The following is a 16,300-nucleotide window of genomic DNA, read 5'->3' on the forward strand; positions in this document are numbered from 1 at the left end:
TAAGCCCTTATCGGTCGTTGTCTGAGGCAGAAGATCGCGTGTTATCGTCGATTACGGTGATTTTACGTGGGACAATGGCAAATCAAACCGCTGAAAAAGGGGATAAATGCGTGGTTTTTTGACCCGCTGGCGGGAAAATAACCAATGCCCAGATGATGTTACGCTGTTTTACGCTTTAATAACAGATGTGCAACCACACCGCCGACCAGGCCCCAGAACGCCGCGCCGATGCCGCAGAGCGTTACCCCGGATGCGGTGATCAAAAAGGCTATCAGGGCGCTGTCCCGCTCCTCGGGCTGCTCAAGCGCCCGTTGCAGACTGCCGCCGAGCGTGGCAAGCAGTGCCAGCCCCGCCAGCACCTGCACCATTACCGCAGGCAGTGCGCTGAACAACACGGCAATTAACGCGCCGGAAAAGCCAGCCAGCAGATAAAAAAAACCGGCCAGCGCGGCAGCTATCCAGCGGCGACGGGGATCGACATCCACATCTTCTCCCATGCAAATGGCCGCCGTAATCGCCGCCACACAAACCGAAAACCCGCCAAACGGTGACAAGACCAGGGCAAGCAGTCCTGTCCAGCTCATCAACGCGGAGACCGGGGGACGGTAGCCATGGGCGTGCAATGTGGCGATGCCCGGTGCATTTTGTGACGCCATGGTCACCAGAAAATAGGGAAGGCCAACACCGATGAGTACAGGCCATGAAAAGGTCGGCCAGACAGGGCCGGGAAGGCTGAAACTCGCCGCATGCGCGGGAAAATGGAGGCTGTTTTGCCCGTATGCGACAGCCAGGCCTGCCAGCAGCGCGATCAGAATGGCGTAGCGGGCCAACCACCGGCGTGCCAGTAACCAAACACAGCACATTGCGCCCGCCAGGGTAAAATTTACCGCTAAATCGCTAAACGTCTGCAGGCCAAAGCGCAGTAAAATCCCGGCCAGCATGGCGGCGGCCAGCGAGGCAGGGATGTAGTTCATTAGTCGGGCAAACAGGCCCGTCACCCCGCACAACACAATCAGGGCATTGGCAAAAACAAATACGCCGACGGCTTCGTGTATCGATGCGCCCTGAAGGCTGGTGGCGAGTAATGCCGCGCCCGGCGTGGACCAGGCGGCTAAGATCGGCATCCGGTACGCCAGAGACAGCCCCGCTGAAGCAATGCCCATCGCCAGGCCAATGACGGAAAGCCAGCCGGCAATTTGCGCGGATGAGGCGCCCGCGGACAGGGCAACCTGATAGATAATCGCACCGGTACTGCTGTAGCCGACTAATACCGCCACCAGGCCGGAAACGGCCATGGGCAGGGTAACGGGAAAGGGTGCGTGGCGTGCTGACATGGTGTAACCCTCTTGTGCGTTATAGCGCACATCCTCGCACAGGGCGTTATAACGCACAAGTGTTACACTGAAGCGGTAAAGCAGGAGATAACATGGAAAATTTGCATCAATATCTTGGCGATGGGCTAAAACAATTGCGCCAGGCCAATGGCTGGAGCCTGAGCTTAACCGCAGAAAAAACGGGCGTCAGTAAGGCGATGCTGGGCCAGATTGAACGCGGCGAGTCCAGCCCCACGGTCGCGACCTTGTGGAAAATAGCGACCGGCTTCAACGTTCCGTTCTCATTTTTTGTTCATTCCGGGGCGCATTCCGCAGGCGAGGTGACCGGTTACCGGCAGCAGAATGCGCAGATGGCGGTTACGCCGCTGCTGCCTTACGACGCCCGGTTGCGTTTTGATTTACTGGCGGTTGAGCTGGCAGCGGGTGCGCAAAGCGACTCCACTGCCCATGAGAAAGGGGTGATTGAGCAGGTGGTGGTACTGGAAGGGGAACTGTTGTTAGGCGTGGAAGAGACCTGGCGACGGCTTAAACAGGGCGAAGCCTTTCAGTTCCGGGCCGACGTCGCTCACAGCTATCGTAATCCCCTTGACCGCCGCCTGCGGTTTCACAGCCTGATCCACTATCTGGGCCGAACCTGAGCTTACAAATTGAAACCAGCCGCGTCTGTTCAGGCCCGACCGGCATTTGTATACTTCGTTTCCCTTGTATGGCGCGCTTTGCAGGCTGTATCAACGCCCGCCGTCTGCGCCATACTGACGCTTTATCTGTTACCGATTTGTGAGGAATGACTATGGCTATAACCACACTTGATGCGAAAACCGCTCTGATCGTCATCGATCTGCAAGAGGGGATTGTTGCGCTGCCAGTTGTGCACGAGCCACAGCCGGTGATTGAACGCTGCGCGCGACTTGCCAGCGCTTTTCGTGAAAAGGATCTGCCCGTCGTGCTCGTCAACGTGGCAGGCGGTGCGCCTGGTCGCAATGAACAGCCGCGTCACGAAGGCGAGCTGCCTGCAAACTGGGCGACCCTGGTGCCCGCCATGACACCGCAGCATAACGATCTGACCATCACCAAAAAAACCTGGGGCGCGTTTCATGAGACCGCGCTGCATGATGAACTGCAAAAGCGTGGCATTACCCAGGTGGTCATTTGCGGCATTGCCACCAGTATTGGCGTGGAATCTACGGCGCGTGAGGCGTACGCATCAGGTTACAACGTCACGCTTGCAGTGGATGCGATGACCGATCTCAATAGTGATACGCACGAAAACAGCATCAAGCGCGTCTTTCCCCGCCTGGGTGAAACGGGCAGCTATAATGATGTGATTGCCAAACTGAACGCGCTGTAAACCCTGTCATGCAGGCCAGGGATTGAGCAGCATCACGCCCAGTCCCTGGAAATCGTTTAGGTTACGCGTGACCTGAATGACATCGCGCTGTAGCGCCGTTGCCGCAATCAGCGCATCGGTTGCGGAACGCCGGTCGGGCAGGTGCAGCATGGCGCACCGGCCTGCGAACAGGCCATCAATCGGCAACCTTCGCTGGCGATACGCCTCAAGCTCCTGCGTCTGATACCCGTGGCGCAAACGTTGTGCCTGCTCCCCATTCAGCCCTTCAAGACGCAAAATACCTGTCTCTGTTTCCAGCCGCGTCAGCGCTGAAATGAACGTGCTGTCAAGGTCAATAGCATTAGCCCATGCCAGGACATTGGGAGCAATACGCGGCGTGCCTGCCTTACGCAACCCAGAAGATAGGGTTATCCAGCAGATAACGCATCAGAAGCCGGCATCTCGTCCGGTGATGACAGGCCGTTCAGGTGCGAAATCGATATCTGCCGTTTCAGGCATTGCCAGCGTCATGGCCAGTTTTTTTTACCTCCCGTTAACCTCGGATATGCCACAACCGTTAACAGGACATGAGCGGTTTAGCGTGATCGGTGATGTAAACTGGACCTTCCTCAGCCTCTTTTTTCGCCTTGGTAACATCCTGATTAAAGGCACGACTGAAACAGATTTTGCTGCTCAACGTGCGTGCTCCTTATGATGTCGTTACTACATGAATTTTAGGGGCGAGGACTTTGTTTGAGCGAGTTTTGAACAAAAATTCGAGTGCTTTCGCAAATAGGTATTCTGGAGGCCGACGTTGACGGCGAAAGAGGGTAACGCGTCAGGGGATTGTGCCAGGCGCGATGAGAATAACCTGAGAGGTCGCCACGCTGCGCCGCCGCGTTGTGCTCACGCGGCGGCCATGTTCACTACTGGAAAGCGTAACTGACCGTCAGGCCCACGCTGTAGTTGCGGCCCGGAGCCGGTTCAAAGTAGCGACCGTTGCTTTCATTGACGATCACCGAGCCAACGTAGTTGCGGTCAAACAGGTTATCCACCCGACCAAACAAATCCAACGTCCAGGCATCGACAAGCCACTTATAGCCGCTGTTGACCGAGGTGATGGCATAGGAAGGCGCACGGACCGCATTGCTGTCATCCGCTGCGATATTGCTCATATAACGCCATTCCGCTCCGGCATAAAAGCCTTCTTCAGGCGCATAAGCCAGCCCGGTATACAGCATATTGCGCGCAATGCCCGGAATACGGTTGCCGTCGCAGCTGGCGTTGCCGCAGGCATTACTGCGGTAGCGCGCATCCAGCAGCGTATAGGCCATTTTCAGTCGCCAGTCGTAGTTAACCTGCTGATCGAACGCCAGTTCGAGGCCACGCCGACGGGTTTCTCCGGCATTTTTGTATGTGGTGCGTCCGCCGCTATTGCTGTCGACAACAATTTCATCCTGAGTATCGGTCTGGAAAACGGCAGCGCTGAGCAGGCCATTGCCCAGACGTTTTTTGCTGCCTAACTCAACCGTGTCGCTGGTCGCGGGTTTCAGCCCCAGATTCAGGCCGGACTGATCGTCTGAACGATAGGACAGCTCATTAATCGTCGGGGTTTCAAATCCACGGCCGGCAGATAAATAGGCATTCCAGCTGTCGTCAAACGCATACTTCAGCGCGGCGGCGGGCAGCCATTTGTGATAACGGGCATCGCCACTGTCATCGCCGTTGCCTGGCGTGATGTAAAAGTCGTTGGAGTCAAAACTGACCGTACTGAAACGGACGCCTGCATCCAGCGACCATTTTTGACTGAGCTGCCAGGTGGTCTGCAAATAGGGATCAAGATTCCACATCAGGTTACGTTCGTTGCGCCGCATATTTCCCTGCTCACCGAACTGCGTCACGCCGTTGGCCGTAGTGAAATTCTCAAAACCTTTGCGCTGTTCGCTCATGGTTTCGTAATCCAGCCCGGCAGTCAGCGTGACCGGAACCGAAAACAGATCATCACGGTGTGTCCAGCGGGTATCAATGCCCTGATAGTGACGGGTCAACGCGATCACGCCGCCGGGATGCGATGGGCTTCGCTGCACGTTGGCAGGAATGGACTGGAACTGCGTCGTTTCACGCATCCCGGCATACACCATCACGCTCAGGTCGTCGTTTTCGCTCATCTTACGCTGATAGTGCAGGCCGCCCTGGGTTTGATCGACGGTTTTGCGGGTGTTGTAAAGTGAGACATTACTGACAACCTGACGGGGATTCGCGCGCCACTGGTCAGGCGTTAACCCACCCGGGTCCTGCGCGTCGATATGTACGCTGTTAAACAGTAAGGTCAGGGTGCTGACGTCATCAATGCGTACGCCCAGCTTTGCGTTACCCAGATTTTTTTGCGCGGCGCTGTGGTCGCGATAACCGTGAGTGGTAAAGCGCGAGGCGGAAAGCGTGTAATTGACATCGCCGGCTTTGGTGCCGTCGCCGGTGGCGCCGCTGGCTTTCACGCTGTTGCGCCAGCTACCGTAGCTGCCAAACCAACTGCCTGCTTCAAGCGTGGGGGGCTGCTGACCGGTCTGAGTGGTAACGTTAATGACGCCGCCGGAGGCATTGCCATACAGCGCAGAAAATGGCCCACGCAGCACCTCCACCCGATCGACCGAACCGATATCAATATTGGACGTTTGTCCCTGACCATCCGGCATGGTGGCCGGAATGCCATCGACATAAATGCGCAGGCCACGGACCCCGTAAGTCGAACGGGAACCAAAGCCGCGCACGGACAACTGCAGGTCCTGTGCATAATTTTGTCGGTTTTGGATCTGCAACCCTGGTACGCTGGTCAGGTTTTCTGACAGGTTAACGCGCGGGGCGGCCTGGCGCATATCGTCGCCGTTTACCACGCTCACGGCGGCAGGCGTATCAAGTTCATTAAGGCCTTTTGCTGGCGGCGCGGCGCTGACAACAAGGGTATTACCGCCATCTGCCGCAAACAGCGGCAGCGGAAAGAGGGCAGGCAGCACTAATAACGGCAGGCTTGCCTGGCGTGATCGCTTAATATTCATCGGTATTTGGCCTGAAAGCGTGGATCCCTGGGTATATGTCGCCTGCCAGAGTGACGAAAACAACGGTGGCTATCGGCAGGTCGCGAAAATGGTGGTACTAAATGAACCAACTGGAACAATCGCGACACATGTTACTGGTTTTGTCAGAGGTTTGGAAAGCGTAAATGATTGGCCGGTTTATGTGATCGCATCGTCGCCAACCTTGTTATTCTCTGACCGGCTCGACGCCGCGAAGAGGTCTGTCGGGCCACGATGTCTTCATGGCCCGTTACGCGCGGGTCACGGCGTGCTGACGGGACGCGCCGGGTAACAGATGCTACATTTGAGCCTGCGCCGTCAGGTACATAGAAGACGGATACCCATAATCAGAACGAAGGAAATCAGCATGAAACAACCTGATGTTGCAGTACTGGGATTAGGGGCGATGGGGCATGCCTTTGCCGCTAATTTACTGAAAAAGGGGTTCAGAGTGTACGGCTGGAACCGCACCCGTGCGCGGGGGGAAGATTTGATTGCGGCGGGACTGACGTTAACCGATTCCGCAGCGGAAGCCGTACAGAAGGCGGACGTGGTGATTGCCATGTTGTCCGACGGCGAGACCACAGAGCAGGTCCTGCACGAGGCGAAAGCGGCGCTGAAACAGGGCGCAACGCTGTGCCAGATGGGCACGATCGGCGTTGAAAAAACGGATGCACTGATCACTTTCTTTGCTCAGGCTCGTCCCGATGTGGTGTTTATCGACGCGCCGGTTTCCGGCACCAAGGCGCCCGCAGAGAACGCCCAGATTCTGGTGATGGCCAGTGGCGATCGGTCCCGTGCTCAGGCCGCAGAGGCCGTCTTCGACGCGATAGGTAAAGGCACGCAGTGGCTGGGTGAGGCGGGCAAGAGCTCGCGCATGAAGCTAGTCATCAACAGCTGGCTGATTGGTCTGATGCAGAGCCTGGCCGAAAGTACCCGGCTTGCCGACCAGTTTGGTTTCTCAACCGACGATCTGTGGCAGGTGCTGGACGGTGGCCCGCTGGCGGCGCCTTATGCCAAAATGAAGCTGGGCATGATGGCCAGCGATGATTATACCCCGCAGATGCATCTGCAATGGGCGCTTAAAGACGCGAAGCTGGCACTGGACGCCTCAGACAGTTCACTGCCCGCGCTGGAAAATATCGCCAGCGTCTGGCAGCAGGCCGTGGAAGCCGGGCACGGTGAAGAGGACTTAGCCGTGATCTATAAATATCTTAAGTCGCAATGAGTTCAAGGGTCAGTTTTGATTTCAGCACGCGCCCGCTGGTGCCGCTGGCGCACGACTATTCGCATGGTGCGACAGAACCCTGGCACCATCACAGCTGCGCGCAGCTTATTCATACGCTGAGCGGCGTCGTGCGCGTGGAAACAGAACAGGGCAGTTGGACCGTACCGCCAAGTCGTGGCGTCTGGCTGCCCGCTTTTACCCGTCATCGCTTGTACATTACCGGCGCAGTCGCCGCACGCACGCTGTTTATCGATCCCCTTGCCAGGGCCGATCTTCCCGCCAGCTGCCAGGTCGTGCAGATTTCAGCCCTGCTGCGCGAGCTGATCATCCACGCCATCGATTTGCCTGTGTACTATGCGCCAGCCAGCCGTAGCGAGCGGATTTATGAATTGATTCTGGATGAAATTCGCGGCATGGATGCGCTGCCTTATGCGTTGCCCCTGCCACAGAGCCCACGTTTACGGGCGCTGTGCATGCAGATTCAGGCCGATCTGGCGGGCGACTGGTCTCTGGCGGCGGCCAGCGCCAGGCTCAACCTGTCTGGCCGGACGCTGGCTCGCCATTTCGTGCGTGAAACCGGCCTGCAGTTCAGTGACTGGGTCCGGCGGGCGCGCGTGGCTGTTGCACTGACACGGCTGGCGCAGGGCGACAGCGTATTGCGCGTGGCTTTGGATCTGGGCTATGAAAGCCCGAGTGCCTTTAGCGCCATGTTTCGCCGTCTGCTGGGTGTATCGCCAACGGACTATTTTCCTGCGGCAGAAAGTGGCTTGCCGCGTTAAGCAACGCCTGCAGTGCGGCGCGCGACGTATCATTGTCGATGCTGACGCCCCAGTGGCGTTCGCCCTGAAGGTTGATGCAGCTGACATAGGCAACTGAGCGGCTGTCGCTACGTTTTCCCAGCGTATGTTCATGATAATCTTCAATGGTCAGCGCCAGGTCGAGGGACTGACGGAGTGCCGTCACAGCGGCGGAAAGCAGGCCATTACCGCGGCCTGTCAGACGCAGAGTGCGGCCCTGATGATGGACGTGGGCACGCAGTTGCGTCTGCTCGCCCGACTCGCTTTGACTGTGCGCTTCCATCAGGCGCAGAGCGGGCTGCTCAATCTGATAGTGACGGCAGAAAAGCTGCCAGACAGCGTGCTGCGTCATTTCTTTACCGTGCAGATCGCTCTCCTGCTGAACGCAACGGCTGAAATCCTGCTGCAGAGGGCGGGGAAGTTGCAGGCCATGATTTTGCTCCAGCAACCAGGCGGCGCCGCTTTTACCCGACTGGCTGTTTACCCGAATCACAGCTTCGTAACTGCAGCCGATATCGGCAGGGTCGAGTGGCAAATAGGGGATCTGCCACTGCGTTTCCTTATGCTGGCGGCGGTAAGCGAATCCCTTCTTAATCGCATCCTGATGCGAGCCGGAAAAAGCGGTAAATACCAGCTCCCCGGCATAGGGATGACGGGGATGAACCGGCAGTTTATTGCAGTCGGTCACCACCTCAATAACCCGCGCCATATCACTAAAGTCCAGTCCCGGCGCAATGCCCTGGGTATAAAGATTTAACGCCAACGTCACCAAATCAACGTTACCTGTACGTTCACCATTGCCAAACAGGCAGCCTTCAATCCGATCCGCGCCTGCCAGCAGGGCAAGTTCCGCGCAGGCGACGCCCGTTCCTCTGTCGTTATGAGGATGAACGCTGATACATACCCCGTCGCGTCGGCTAAAGTGACGGCAGAAAAACTCTATCTGATCGGCATAGACGTTGGGCGTATTCACTTCAACAGTGGCGGGCAGGTTGATGATCATGGGACGTTCCGGGCTGGGTTGCCAGACCTCTGCTACCGCCTCACATATCTCCAGCGCGAAGGCCGGCTCTGTAAAACAGAAGGTTTCGGGTGAATATTCAAAGCTCCACTGTGTGTCAGGCGCGGCCTCACATGCAGCACGAATCTGTCTTGCGCTCGTGGTCGCCAGCGCCACGATCTGTGTTTTACTCTGATTAAACACGCGTTCGCGAAATAAGGGGGCGGTGGCATTATACAAATGCACAATGGCGCGCGGTGCGCCTTCCAGTGCGCAGAATGTTCTGTCAATCAGGTCGTGACGTGCTGGCGTTAACACCTGCAACGTCACGTCATCAGGAATGCGCTTTTGTTCGATAAGATCCCGCACGAAGTCAAAATCCGTTTGCGAGGCAGAAGGAAAGGCGGCTTCAATCTCTTTAACGCCGCAGTCCAGTAATAATTGCCAGAACTGCAGTTTCTGCGCACGATTCATCGGTTCTGCCAGGGCCTGATTGCCATCCCGCAGGTCGGTAGACAGCCAGCGCGGCGCACGGGTGATCTGCTGTGAAGGCCACTGGCGAGAGGCCAGATCAACGGACGGGAACGGACGATATTTCTCAGCCGGATGCATCAACATAGTCATCTCCTTGTAGGTGTTAATCCAGTGTGGCGTGGCGTTACGCCCGCCGCGCGCGGAAAACTGACAACCTGAAGCGCAAAAGTGACAATTTTGTTGACGCCTTGTGGCGCTGAGTGCGCAGGCGTTTGCTGAAGGGGAAAGAGAGCGGTAGCATAACCTGATGTTTCTCAAGGTGGTTTCCCTATGCTGGTTTTCGACGGGCACAACGATCTGTTACTCAATCTGTGGCTGTACCATCGCGATGCGCCCGCAGAGGCTTTCTATGCGGGCGTGCCAAAAGGTCACCTCGACTTTCCTCGTATGCAGCAGGGCGGTTTTGCCGGTGGGCTGTTTGCTGTTTTTGTGCCGCCGCAGGACTATCTCGCTCAGGTTGCTCCGGCTCGCGCCGCGCAAGAACCCTATGATCCGCTGACAATCATGTGGCAGCAGCTGGCGATACTGCAGCAGATCGCTGCGCAGTCAGCGGGCCGTGCCAGGCTATGCCACAGCGCTGCAGAGATTGAAGCCTGCCGTGCTGAGGGCGTGCTGGCGCTGGTGGCGCATATTGAAGGGGCCGACGCGCTGGATGCGGAGGGCGAAACGCTAAACGCCTTCTACCAGGCAGGTGTTCGCTCTATCGGCCCATTCTGGAATCTGAAAAATCGCTTCGGCGAAGGGGTTAACGGCAGTTTTCCAGGTCCGCCAGATACGGGGCCAGGCCTGACGGCAGAAGGGGAAGCGCTTATCAGGCAGGCCGCTGCCTTAAACATGATGATTGATGTGTCGCATATGAATGAAAAAGCCTTCTGGGATACGGTCCGGCTTTCCGCTGCGCCGCTGGTGGCCAGCCACTCTAATGCTCACGTTTTATGTGCTCAACCGCGCAACCTGACCGATAACCAGCTTAAGGCGATGCATGCCAGCGGTGGGCTGGTTGGCATAAACTTTGGCAATGCGTTCCTTCGTGCTGATGGAAAACGCGACAGCGATACCGATCTGACAGAAATCGTCAAACATTGCGATCACTTAATTAACATAATGGGCGAAGATCACGTGGCATTCGGTTCAGACTTTGACGGGATCTCGCCGCCTGAGGCGTTAGGTGACGTCCGCGGTCTGCCGCGATTGCTCGCCGTTTTTCGCGACTCGGGCTATGATCAACGCATGCTGGAAAAATTAACGTGGGGAAACTGGCTGCGGGTTTTGCAACACACCGGACTGCACTAACACGTTTTCTTACGGGCTTTTCATTGATTTCACCTGGCCGTCTGCGTGAAAATAGTGTGACAAGGTTCGCATTTTAACCCCTGTCACAATGCTGTCTTGCAGTCATTTATTTGTCTGTCTATCTCAATCTATAAGGAAGAAAGTTATGTGGAAAAAACCAACGTTTGTTGACCTGCGCCTCGGTCTGGAAGTGACGCTGTACATCTCCAACCGCTAATCACTTGCCCGCCGTCTGTGCGGGCATTTTGTTTCAACACCTGGTTCCTTTCATGTTTATTAAAGTCCTTGGATCGGCTGCAGGCGGTGGATTCCCTCAGTGGAATTGCAACTGCCCCAACTGTGATGGTGTGCGTAACGGGACTCTGCAGGCCAGCCCGCGCACCCAGTCCTCCATCATCATCAGTGATAACGGTGAAGACTGGGTTCTCTGCAATGCCTCACCTGACATCAGCCAGCAAATACTGCACACGCCTGAATTAGTGAAAAAGGGCGTTCTGCGCGGGACCGCGATCGGCGGCATTATTCTTACCGACAGTCAGATTGACCACACCACCGGGCTGCTCAGCCTGCGTGAGGGCTGCCCGCATCAGGTGTGGTGTACACCCGAAGTGCATGGCGATCTGACGACCGGTTTCCCTGTTTTTACCATGCTGAAACACTGGAATGGCGGACTTCAACACCGGCCCATTCGTCCGTTAACGCCGTTTAACGTGGATGTGTGTCCGGATCTCCAGTTTACCGCTATCCCGATCCTCAGCAATGCACCGCCGTATTCACCTTACCGTGACCGTCCGTTACCGGGCCACAACGTCGCGCTGTTTATTGAAAATCGCGCCAACGACCAGACGCTCCTGTATGCCCCGGGGCTTGGGGAGCCGGATGCGGTGATCCTGCCCTGGCTTGAGCAGGCCGACTGCCTGCTGATTGATGGTACGGTATGGCAGGATGATGAATTACTGACCGCGGGCGTGGGTAAAAATACCGGCAAGGCCATGGGCCACCTGGCGCTGGCCGAAGAGCAGGGGCTGATGGCACTGCTCGCCCGTCTGCCAGCAAAACGAAAGATTTTAATCCATATTAACAACACGAATCCCGTTCTCAACGAACAGTCACCTCAGCGGCAGTACCTGACACAACAGGGCATTGAGGTGAGTCACGACGGGATGGCGATACATCTTCAGGACTAAACGATGCTGATTACGGAAACCCTGTCGCCGCAGGCCTTTGAACAGGCGCTGCGTGATAAAGGCGCCTACTACCATATTCATCACCCGTACCATATTGCGATGCATAACGGTCAGGCCACGCCTGAGCAGATTCAGGGATGGGTGGCGAATCGCTTTTACTACCAGACCAGCATTCCACTGAAAGACGCGGCGATCATGGCCAACTGCCCCGATCCGGCAACCCGACGTAAATGGGTACAACGCATCCTGGATCATGATGGCAGCCAGGGCGAAGATGGCGGCATTGAGGCCTGGTTACGCCTGGGCGAAGCGGTGGGCTTAAGCCGGGATGAACTGGTCTCGGAGCAGCATGTCCTGCCGGGCGTCCGGTTTGCGGTTGATGCCTATGTCAGTTTTGCCCGTCGCGCAAACTGGCAGGAAGCGGCCTGCAGCTCGCTGACCGAGCTGTTTGCGCCTCAGATACATCAGTCGCGGCTCGACAGCTGGCCGCAGCACTATCCGTGGATCAAAGAAGAAGGTTACTTCTATTTCCGTAGCCGCCTGAGTCAGGCCAACCGCGACGTGGAGCACGGCCTGGCGCTGGCGCTGGCGTTTTGCGACACCGCCGAAAAACAGAACCGCATGCTGGAGATCCTGCAGTTCAAGCTGGACATTCTGTGGACCATGCTGGATGCCATGACCATGGCTTACGAACTTCAACGCCCGCCTTATCATAGCGTGACGGATAAAGCGGCCTGGCACACAACCCGACTGGTATAACGATGAACGAACACACAATTGCCGCCTTTCGCCGGGGCTACCGTATGCAATGGGAAGCGGCACAGGACAGCCACGTCGTGCTTTACCCGGAAGGCATGGCGAAACTCAATGAAACCGCCGCCGCCATTCTGGAGCTGGTTGACGGCAAGCAGGATATCGCCGCGATCATTGCCATTCTGGATGCGCGTTTCCCCGAGGCAGGCGGTGTGGGCGAGGATGTCAAAGAATTCCTGCAGTCAGCCTATGAACAGAAGTGGATACAGTTTCGTGAACCAGCATAAACCCGGCGTCAATCCGCCCCTGTGGCTGCTGGCCGAGCTGACGTACCGCTGTCCGCTCCAGTGCCCGTACTGCTCAAATCCACTGGATTTTGCCCAGCAGGAAAAAGAGCTGAGTACTGAACAGTGGATCGACGTCTTTCGCCAGGCACGCGCCATGGGCAGCGTTCAGCTCGGCTTTTCCGGCGGCGAGCCGTTAACGCGCAAAGACCTGCCCGACCTGATCAAAGCGGCACGTGACTTAGGTTTTTATACCAACCTGATTACCTCCGGGATTGGCCTGACGGAGAAAAAGCTTGAGGCTTTCAGCGACGCGGGACTGGATCATATTCAGATCAGTTTCCAGGCCAGTGATGAAACCCTTAACGCGGCGCTGGCCGGCTCTAAGAAGGCGTTTCAGCAGAAGCTGGAGATGGCGCGCGCGGTCAAAGCCCACGGCTATCCCATGGTGCTGAACTTCGTGCTGCATCGTCACAATATCGATCAGATCGATAAGATTATCGACCTGTGCATCGAGCTTGAAGCCGATGATGTGGAGCTGGCGACCTGTCAGTTTTACGGCTGGGCGCAGTTAAACCGTGAGGGATTGCTGCCTACCCGTGAGCAGATCGCCCGGGCCGAAGGCATCGTGAATCAGTACCGTGCGCGCATGAGCGACAGCGGTAGCCTCACCAATCTGCTGTTCGTGACGCCTGACTATTATGAAGAACGTCCCAAGCCCTGCATGGGCGGTTGGGGCGCGATCTTCCTGAGCGTCACGCCCGATGGCACCGCGCTTCCGTGCCACAGCGCACGCCAGCTGCCGGTGGCTTTTCCCTCTGTGCTTGAACAGAGCCTGGAGGATATCTGGTACCACTCGTTTGGCTTCAACCGCTATCGCGGCTATGACTGGATGCCGGAACCCTGTCGCTCCTGTGACGAAAAAGAGAAAGATTTTGGCGGCTGTCGCTGTCAGGCCTTTATGCTTACCGGCGATGCAGACAATGCCGATCCGGTCTGCAGCAAATCGCCGCACCATGGCAAAATCCTTGATGCCCGCCGTGAAGCCGACTGCAGCGACATTAAAATTGGTCAGCTTCAGTTCCGCAATCGCAGCAATTCTCAGCTGATCTATAAAACGCGGATTCTGTAATGCATTCACGCTGCCTGCAACTCAATGGACTGAACGTAACGCTGTGCCACCAGCCGGACGCCACCCAGGCGGCGGCGCTGGTCAAAGTGGCGGCAGGCAGCCATGACGAGCCAGAGCGCTGGCCTGGACTCGCGCATTTGCTGGAGCACCTGCTTTTTACCGGCAGTCAGCGCTGGCCGCATGATGGGCGGCTGATGAGTTGGGTTCAGGCGAACGGCGGACAGGTGAATGCTACCACCCAGGCACGCGAAAGCGCCTGGTTTTTTGAGGTCACCCCCGACAACTTCAGTGAAGGCCTGTTGCGCCTGCAGGATATGCTGAGTGCGCCGAGCCTGACCCGCGAGGCCATCAGCCAGGAAATCGCGGTGATTGATGCAGAGCACCGCCTGCTGCAGCGCCATGCTGCGGCCCGCGCGGAAGCCGCCATGTTTACGCCAGTGACGTCTCCGGCGCAGTTTAAACGCTTTCATGTCGGGAACAGGATGTCGTTCGGTGACAACGTCACTGATTTGCAGGCGGCGCTGCGGGCTTTTCATCAGCGCTTCTTTCACTCAGACAACCTGACGCTGTGGCTGCAGGGCCCACAGTCGCTGGAACAGCTCACCGCGTTGGCGAAGGCGTTTGCCGCTGCGTTTCAGCCACGCAACAGTGCCAGGCGGCCCGATGCCCCGGTAATGCTTTCACCCAACAGGGCGCTGGCGTTACAGCAGGAAGGGCCATCAGCACTCTGGCAAAGCTGGATTTTACCCGCGCAACTTCGTGACAGTGTCACTTTACTGCGCGAGTTTTTCCTTGATGATGCCCCAGGCGGGCTGCTGGAAACGCTGTATGCACGCACGCGGGCCAGCCAGCCTGACGTGAAATGGCTTTATCAGTCGGACGCGGACATGTGGGTGGCGGTCACGTTCGTCACGGAGGATCCGGCCGCTGTTCCGCCCCTGATCGCGTCCTTTCTTGAGGCGCTGCGCCATACCACGCCGGTGCAGCGGCAGCACTACTGGCAGCTGGCGCAGCAGCGCCTGGCCGCACAGTCCCCCCTGCAGCAACTTCAGGCGCGCGCGCTGGGCTTTGCGGCCGTGGGCGACTGTCCCGACCTGGACGCCTTACTGAACGAAATGCACGCCGCCACGGCGACCACGCTGATGTGCGCCGCCGAGGTGAAAGGTGAAACGCACAGGGTTCAGGGTTATGACCTGTCACTGACAGCCTGGCAAAAGCCCGTGATGAATTGCCCGCCCGTCAGGTGGACATTTTACCCGCAGCCGAATCTCTTGCCGCTGCGTGCAGAGCCGACCGGTCAGGCCGTGTTACCCCATATCACACCGGATGAGACGCAGGGCACGCTGGTGCTGCGTCCTGAACTTTATACAACATGGGCAGCCGGCGCGGCCTGCGAGCCTGAGTTACGCCCCGTGTTTGCGGTGCTGCGGCATTTTTCCGGCAGCGGAGAGTGGCGTGAGGTGCAGGGCGTCTGGCAACTCACCCTGCGCCTGCCGTCAGACAAGACGCTGCTCAGTGCGGCACTGGGGCAGCTTGTGCAATGCCTGATGCAGACACACAGCGTATCCACGCCGGTGATACCGGGCATTGCGATACGCGAACTGCTGCGCCAGCTGCCGCTCCGGCTGGCGACGTCACTCAATCCGCAATGCTGGCGTGCCGTCCTGCTCGGGGGCAATGCCGAACAGCATCGGCTCGTGTCCCGGCAGTTGAGTGTGCTGACGGTGAATTCACCTACGCGCCCTGAGTACCGCTGCGTAGGCGGTGAAACCTGTATTCCCCATCCCAGCGATGACAGTGCCGTTCTGCTGTTTATTCCCCTGGGCGACCCACAGCAGCTGGCCGCACTTCGCGCGCTGGCGCTGATCTGTGAGCCGCGCTTTTATCAGCGCTACCGGGTAGAACAGCCGATCGGCTACGTCGTCAGTTGCCGCTACCATCGCAGTACGGATAGTGATGGTCTTCTCTTTGCGCTTCAGTCACCGGATTGTCCGGCATCGACCCTGATCCAATTCTGCGAAGACTTTCTGCGTGACATAGCGATCTACATTGCCCAGCAGGCAATCGATCCGCTCAAAACGCCGCTTTTGCAGGTGAAAGAAGATGCACGTGGAGTGGCGTTACGCCAGGCGAATGGGTTGCCAAACCTGGAGGCGGAGAAGATAGCCGCACTCACTGAGGGAGAGGTGAAGCAGTTACAGCAACAGTTACTGACCGATCGGCACCGCTGGCAGATCCTGTATGCTAAAGGTAAGAATTAGAATAATCACACATTGATATTGCTGAATAATTTTGATTGTTTACGCCAAATCTGTTCACTTTTACTTCCTGCTTATATGGCTCAGACTCAAGGTGATGTC

At 57.3% G+C, this 16,300-nt stretch carries 15 protein-coding genes; 11 read left to right on the forward strand and 4 right to left on the reverse strand.

Going from position 1 to position 16,300, the window contains the following annotated elements; genetic code table 11:
- Window positions 1-158 precede the first annotated feature (158 nt).
- A complete protein-coding gene (locus DFO57_RS04205; RefSeq protein WP_015700341.1) occupies window positions 159-1,334 on the reverse strand; it encodes a benzoate/H(+) symporter BenE family transporter in 1,176 nt (391 codons plus the stop codon).
- 92 nt (window positions 1,335-1,426) lie between these two features.
- On the opposite strand from DFO57_RS04205, the gene DFO57_RS04210 reads away from it, so the two are divergent.
- Window positions 1,427-1,972, forward strand: a complete 546-nt coding sequence (locus tag DFO57_RS04210) for a helix-turn-helix domain-containing protein (RefSeq protein ID WP_014593669.1) — start codon at window positions 1,427-1,429, stop codon at window positions 1,970-1,972.
- Window positions 1,973-2,124: 152 nt separating this feature from the next.
- A complete protein-coding gene (locus DFO57_RS04215) occupies window positions 2,125-2,682 on the forward strand; it encodes an isochorismatase family protein (RefSeq protein ID WP_110015106.1) in 558 nt (185 codons plus the stop codon).
- Between the two features lie 6 nt (window positions 2,683-2,688).
- Here DFO57_RS04215 and DFO57_RS04220 read toward each other — a convergent pair whose 3' ends face one another.
- Entirely contained in the window at window positions 2,689-3,075 is a 387-nt protein-coding gene (locus DFO57_RS04220) for a PIN domain-containing protein (RefSeq protein WP_233255849.1), read from the reverse strand.
- A 512-nt stretch (window positions 3,076-3,587) separates the two neighbouring features.
- Complete coding sequence (pqqU, locus tag DFO57_RS04225) at window positions 3,588-5,714, reverse strand: TonB-dependent receptor PqqU (protein ID WP_110015108.1); 2,127 nt, start codon at window positions 5,712-5,714, stop codon at window positions 3,588-3,590.
- Between the two features lie 313 nt (window positions 5,715-6,027).
- On the opposite strand from pqqU, the gene DFO57_RS04230 reads away from it, so the two are divergent.
- Together DFO57_RS04230 and DFO57_RS04235 are read left to right on the forward strand one after the other, a co-directional pair.
- The gene (locus DFO57_RS04230) at window positions 6,028-6,960 is read left to right on the forward strand and encodes an NAD(P)-dependent oxidoreductase (protein ID WP_015700337.1); all 933 of its coding nucleotides are present in this window, start codon (window positions 6,028-6,030) and stop codon (window positions 6,958-6,960) included.
- The gene (locus DFO57_RS04235) at window positions 6,957-7,739 is read left to right on the forward strand and encodes a helix-turn-helix domain-containing protein (protein ID WP_110015109.1); all 783 of its coding nucleotides are present in this window, start codon (window positions 6,957-6,959) and stop codon (window positions 7,737-7,739) included. The genes DFO57_RS04230 and DFO57_RS04235 overlap by 4 nt, the downstream gene beginning before the upstream one ends.
- Here the strand turns inward: DFO57_RS04235 and leuA are convergent.
- Entirely contained in the window at window positions 7,660-9,375 is a 1,716-nt protein-coding gene (leuA, locus tag DFO57_RS04240; RefSeq protein WP_110015110.1) for a 2-isopropylmalate synthase, read from the reverse strand. The genes DFO57_RS04235 and leuA overlap by 80 nt on opposite strands.
- A 186-nt stretch (window positions 9,376-9,561) precedes the next feature.
- Between leuA and DFO57_RS04245 the strand changes: the two genes are divergently transcribed.
- From DFO57_RS04245 to pqqF, 7 genes are all read left to right on the forward strand, one after another.
- Window positions 9,562-10,584 (forward strand): dipeptidase, encoded by a 1,023-nt coding sequence (locus DFO57_RS04245; RefSeq protein WP_110015111.1) that lies wholly within the window; start codon window positions 9,562-9,564, stop codon window positions 10,582-10,584.
- Between the two features lie 145 nt (window positions 10,585-10,729).
- The gene (gene pqqA, locus DFO57_RS04250) at window positions 10,730-10,801 is read left to right on the forward strand and encodes a pyrroloquinoline quinone precursor peptide PqqA (protein WP_009090272.1); all 72 of its coding nucleotides are present in this window, start codon (window positions 10,730-10,732) and stop codon (window positions 10,799-10,801) included.
- A gap of 52 nt (window positions 10,802-10,853) precedes the next feature.
- Entirely contained in the window at window positions 10,854-11,771 is a 918-nt protein-coding gene (gene pqqB / locus DFO57_RS04255) for a pyrroloquinoline quinone biosynthesis protein PqqB (RefSeq protein ID WP_072138059.1), read from the forward strand.
- A gap of 3 nt (window positions 11,772-11,774) precedes the next feature.
- Window positions 11,775-12,530 (forward strand): pyrroloquinoline-quinone synthase PqqC, encoded by a 756-nt coding sequence (gene pqqC, locus DFO57_RS04260; RefSeq protein WP_013025732.1) that lies wholly within the window; start codon window positions 11,775-11,777, stop codon window positions 12,528-12,530.
- Between the two features lie 2 nt (window positions 12,531-12,532).
- Window positions 12,533-12,811 carry a pyrroloquinoline quinone biosynthesis peptide chaperone PqqD gene (gene pqqD, locus DFO57_RS04265; RefSeq protein WP_013025733.1) on the forward strand — a complete coding sequence of 93 codons (279 nt, stop codon included), beginning with the start codon at window positions 12,533-12,535 and terminating at the stop codon, window positions 12,809-12,811.
- Window positions 12,798-13,940 (forward strand): pyrroloquinoline quinone biosynthesis protein PqqE, encoded by a 1,143-nt coding sequence (gene pqqE, locus DFO57_RS04270; protein ID WP_013025734.1) that lies wholly within the window; start codon window positions 12,798-12,800, stop codon window positions 13,938-13,940. Before pqqD ends, pqqE begins: the two co-directional genes overlap by 14 nt.
- A complete protein-coding gene (gene pqqF, locus DFO57_RS04275) occupies window positions 13,940-16,201 on the forward strand; it encodes a pyrroloquinoline quinone biosynthesis protein PqqF (RefSeq protein ID WP_110015112.1) in 2,262 nt (753 codons plus the stop codon). Before pqqE ends, pqqF begins: the two co-directional genes overlap by 1 nt.
- Window positions 16,202-16,300 lie beyond the last annotated feature (99 nt).

The organism is Pantoea sp. AG702 (genome assembly GCF_003182295.1).
Lineage (GTDB): Bacteria > Pseudomonadota > Gammaproteobacteria > Enterobacterales > Enterobacteriaceae > Pantoea > Pantoea ananatis.

Coding starts and splice junctions, on each gene's coding strand:
- DFO57_RS04205 (WP_015700341.1), bottom strand. CDS start 1,334: ATGTCAGCACGCCACGCACCCTTTCCCGTTACCCTGCCCATGGCCGTT.
- DFO57_RS04210 (WP_014593669.1), top strand. CDS start 1,427: ATGGAAAATTTGCATCAATATCTTGGCGATGGGCTAAAACAATTGCGC.
- DFO57_RS04215 (WP_110015106.1), top strand. CDS start 2,125: ATGGCTATAACCACACTTGATGCGAAAACCGCTCTGATCGTCATCGAT.
- pqqU (WP_110015108.1), bottom strand. CDS start 5,714: ATGAATATTAAGCGATCACGCCAGGCAAGCCTGCCGTTATTAGTGCTG.
- DFO57_RS04230 (WP_015700337.1), top strand. CDS start 6,028: ATGCTACATTTGAGCCTGCGCCGTCAGGTACATAGAAGACGGATACCC.
- DFO57_RS04235 (WP_110015109.1), top strand. CDS start 6,957: ATGAGTTCAAGGGTCAGTTTTGATTTCAGCACGCGCCCGCTGGTGCCG.
- leuA (WP_110015110.1), bottom strand. CDS start 9,375: ATGTTGATGCATCCGGCTGAGAAATATCGTCCGTTCCCGTCCGTTGAT.
- DFO57_RS04245 (WP_110015111.1), top strand. CDS start 9,562: ATGCTGGTTTTCGACGGGCACAACGATCTGTTACTCAATCTGTGGCTG.
- pqqB (WP_072138059.1), top strand. CDS start 10,854: ATGTTTATTAAAGTCCTTGGATCGGCTGCAGGCGGTGGATTCCCTCAG.
- pqqC (WP_013025732.1), top strand. CDS start 11,775: ATGCTGATTACGGAAACCCTGTCGCCGCAGGCCTTTGAACAGGCGCTG.
- pqqD (WP_013025733.1), top strand. CDS start 12,533: ATGAACGAACACACAATTGCCGCCTTTCGCCGGGGCTACCGTATGCAA.
- pqqF (WP_110015112.1), top strand. CDS start 13,940: ATGCATTCACGCTGCCTGCAACTCAATGGACTGAACGTAACGCTGTGC.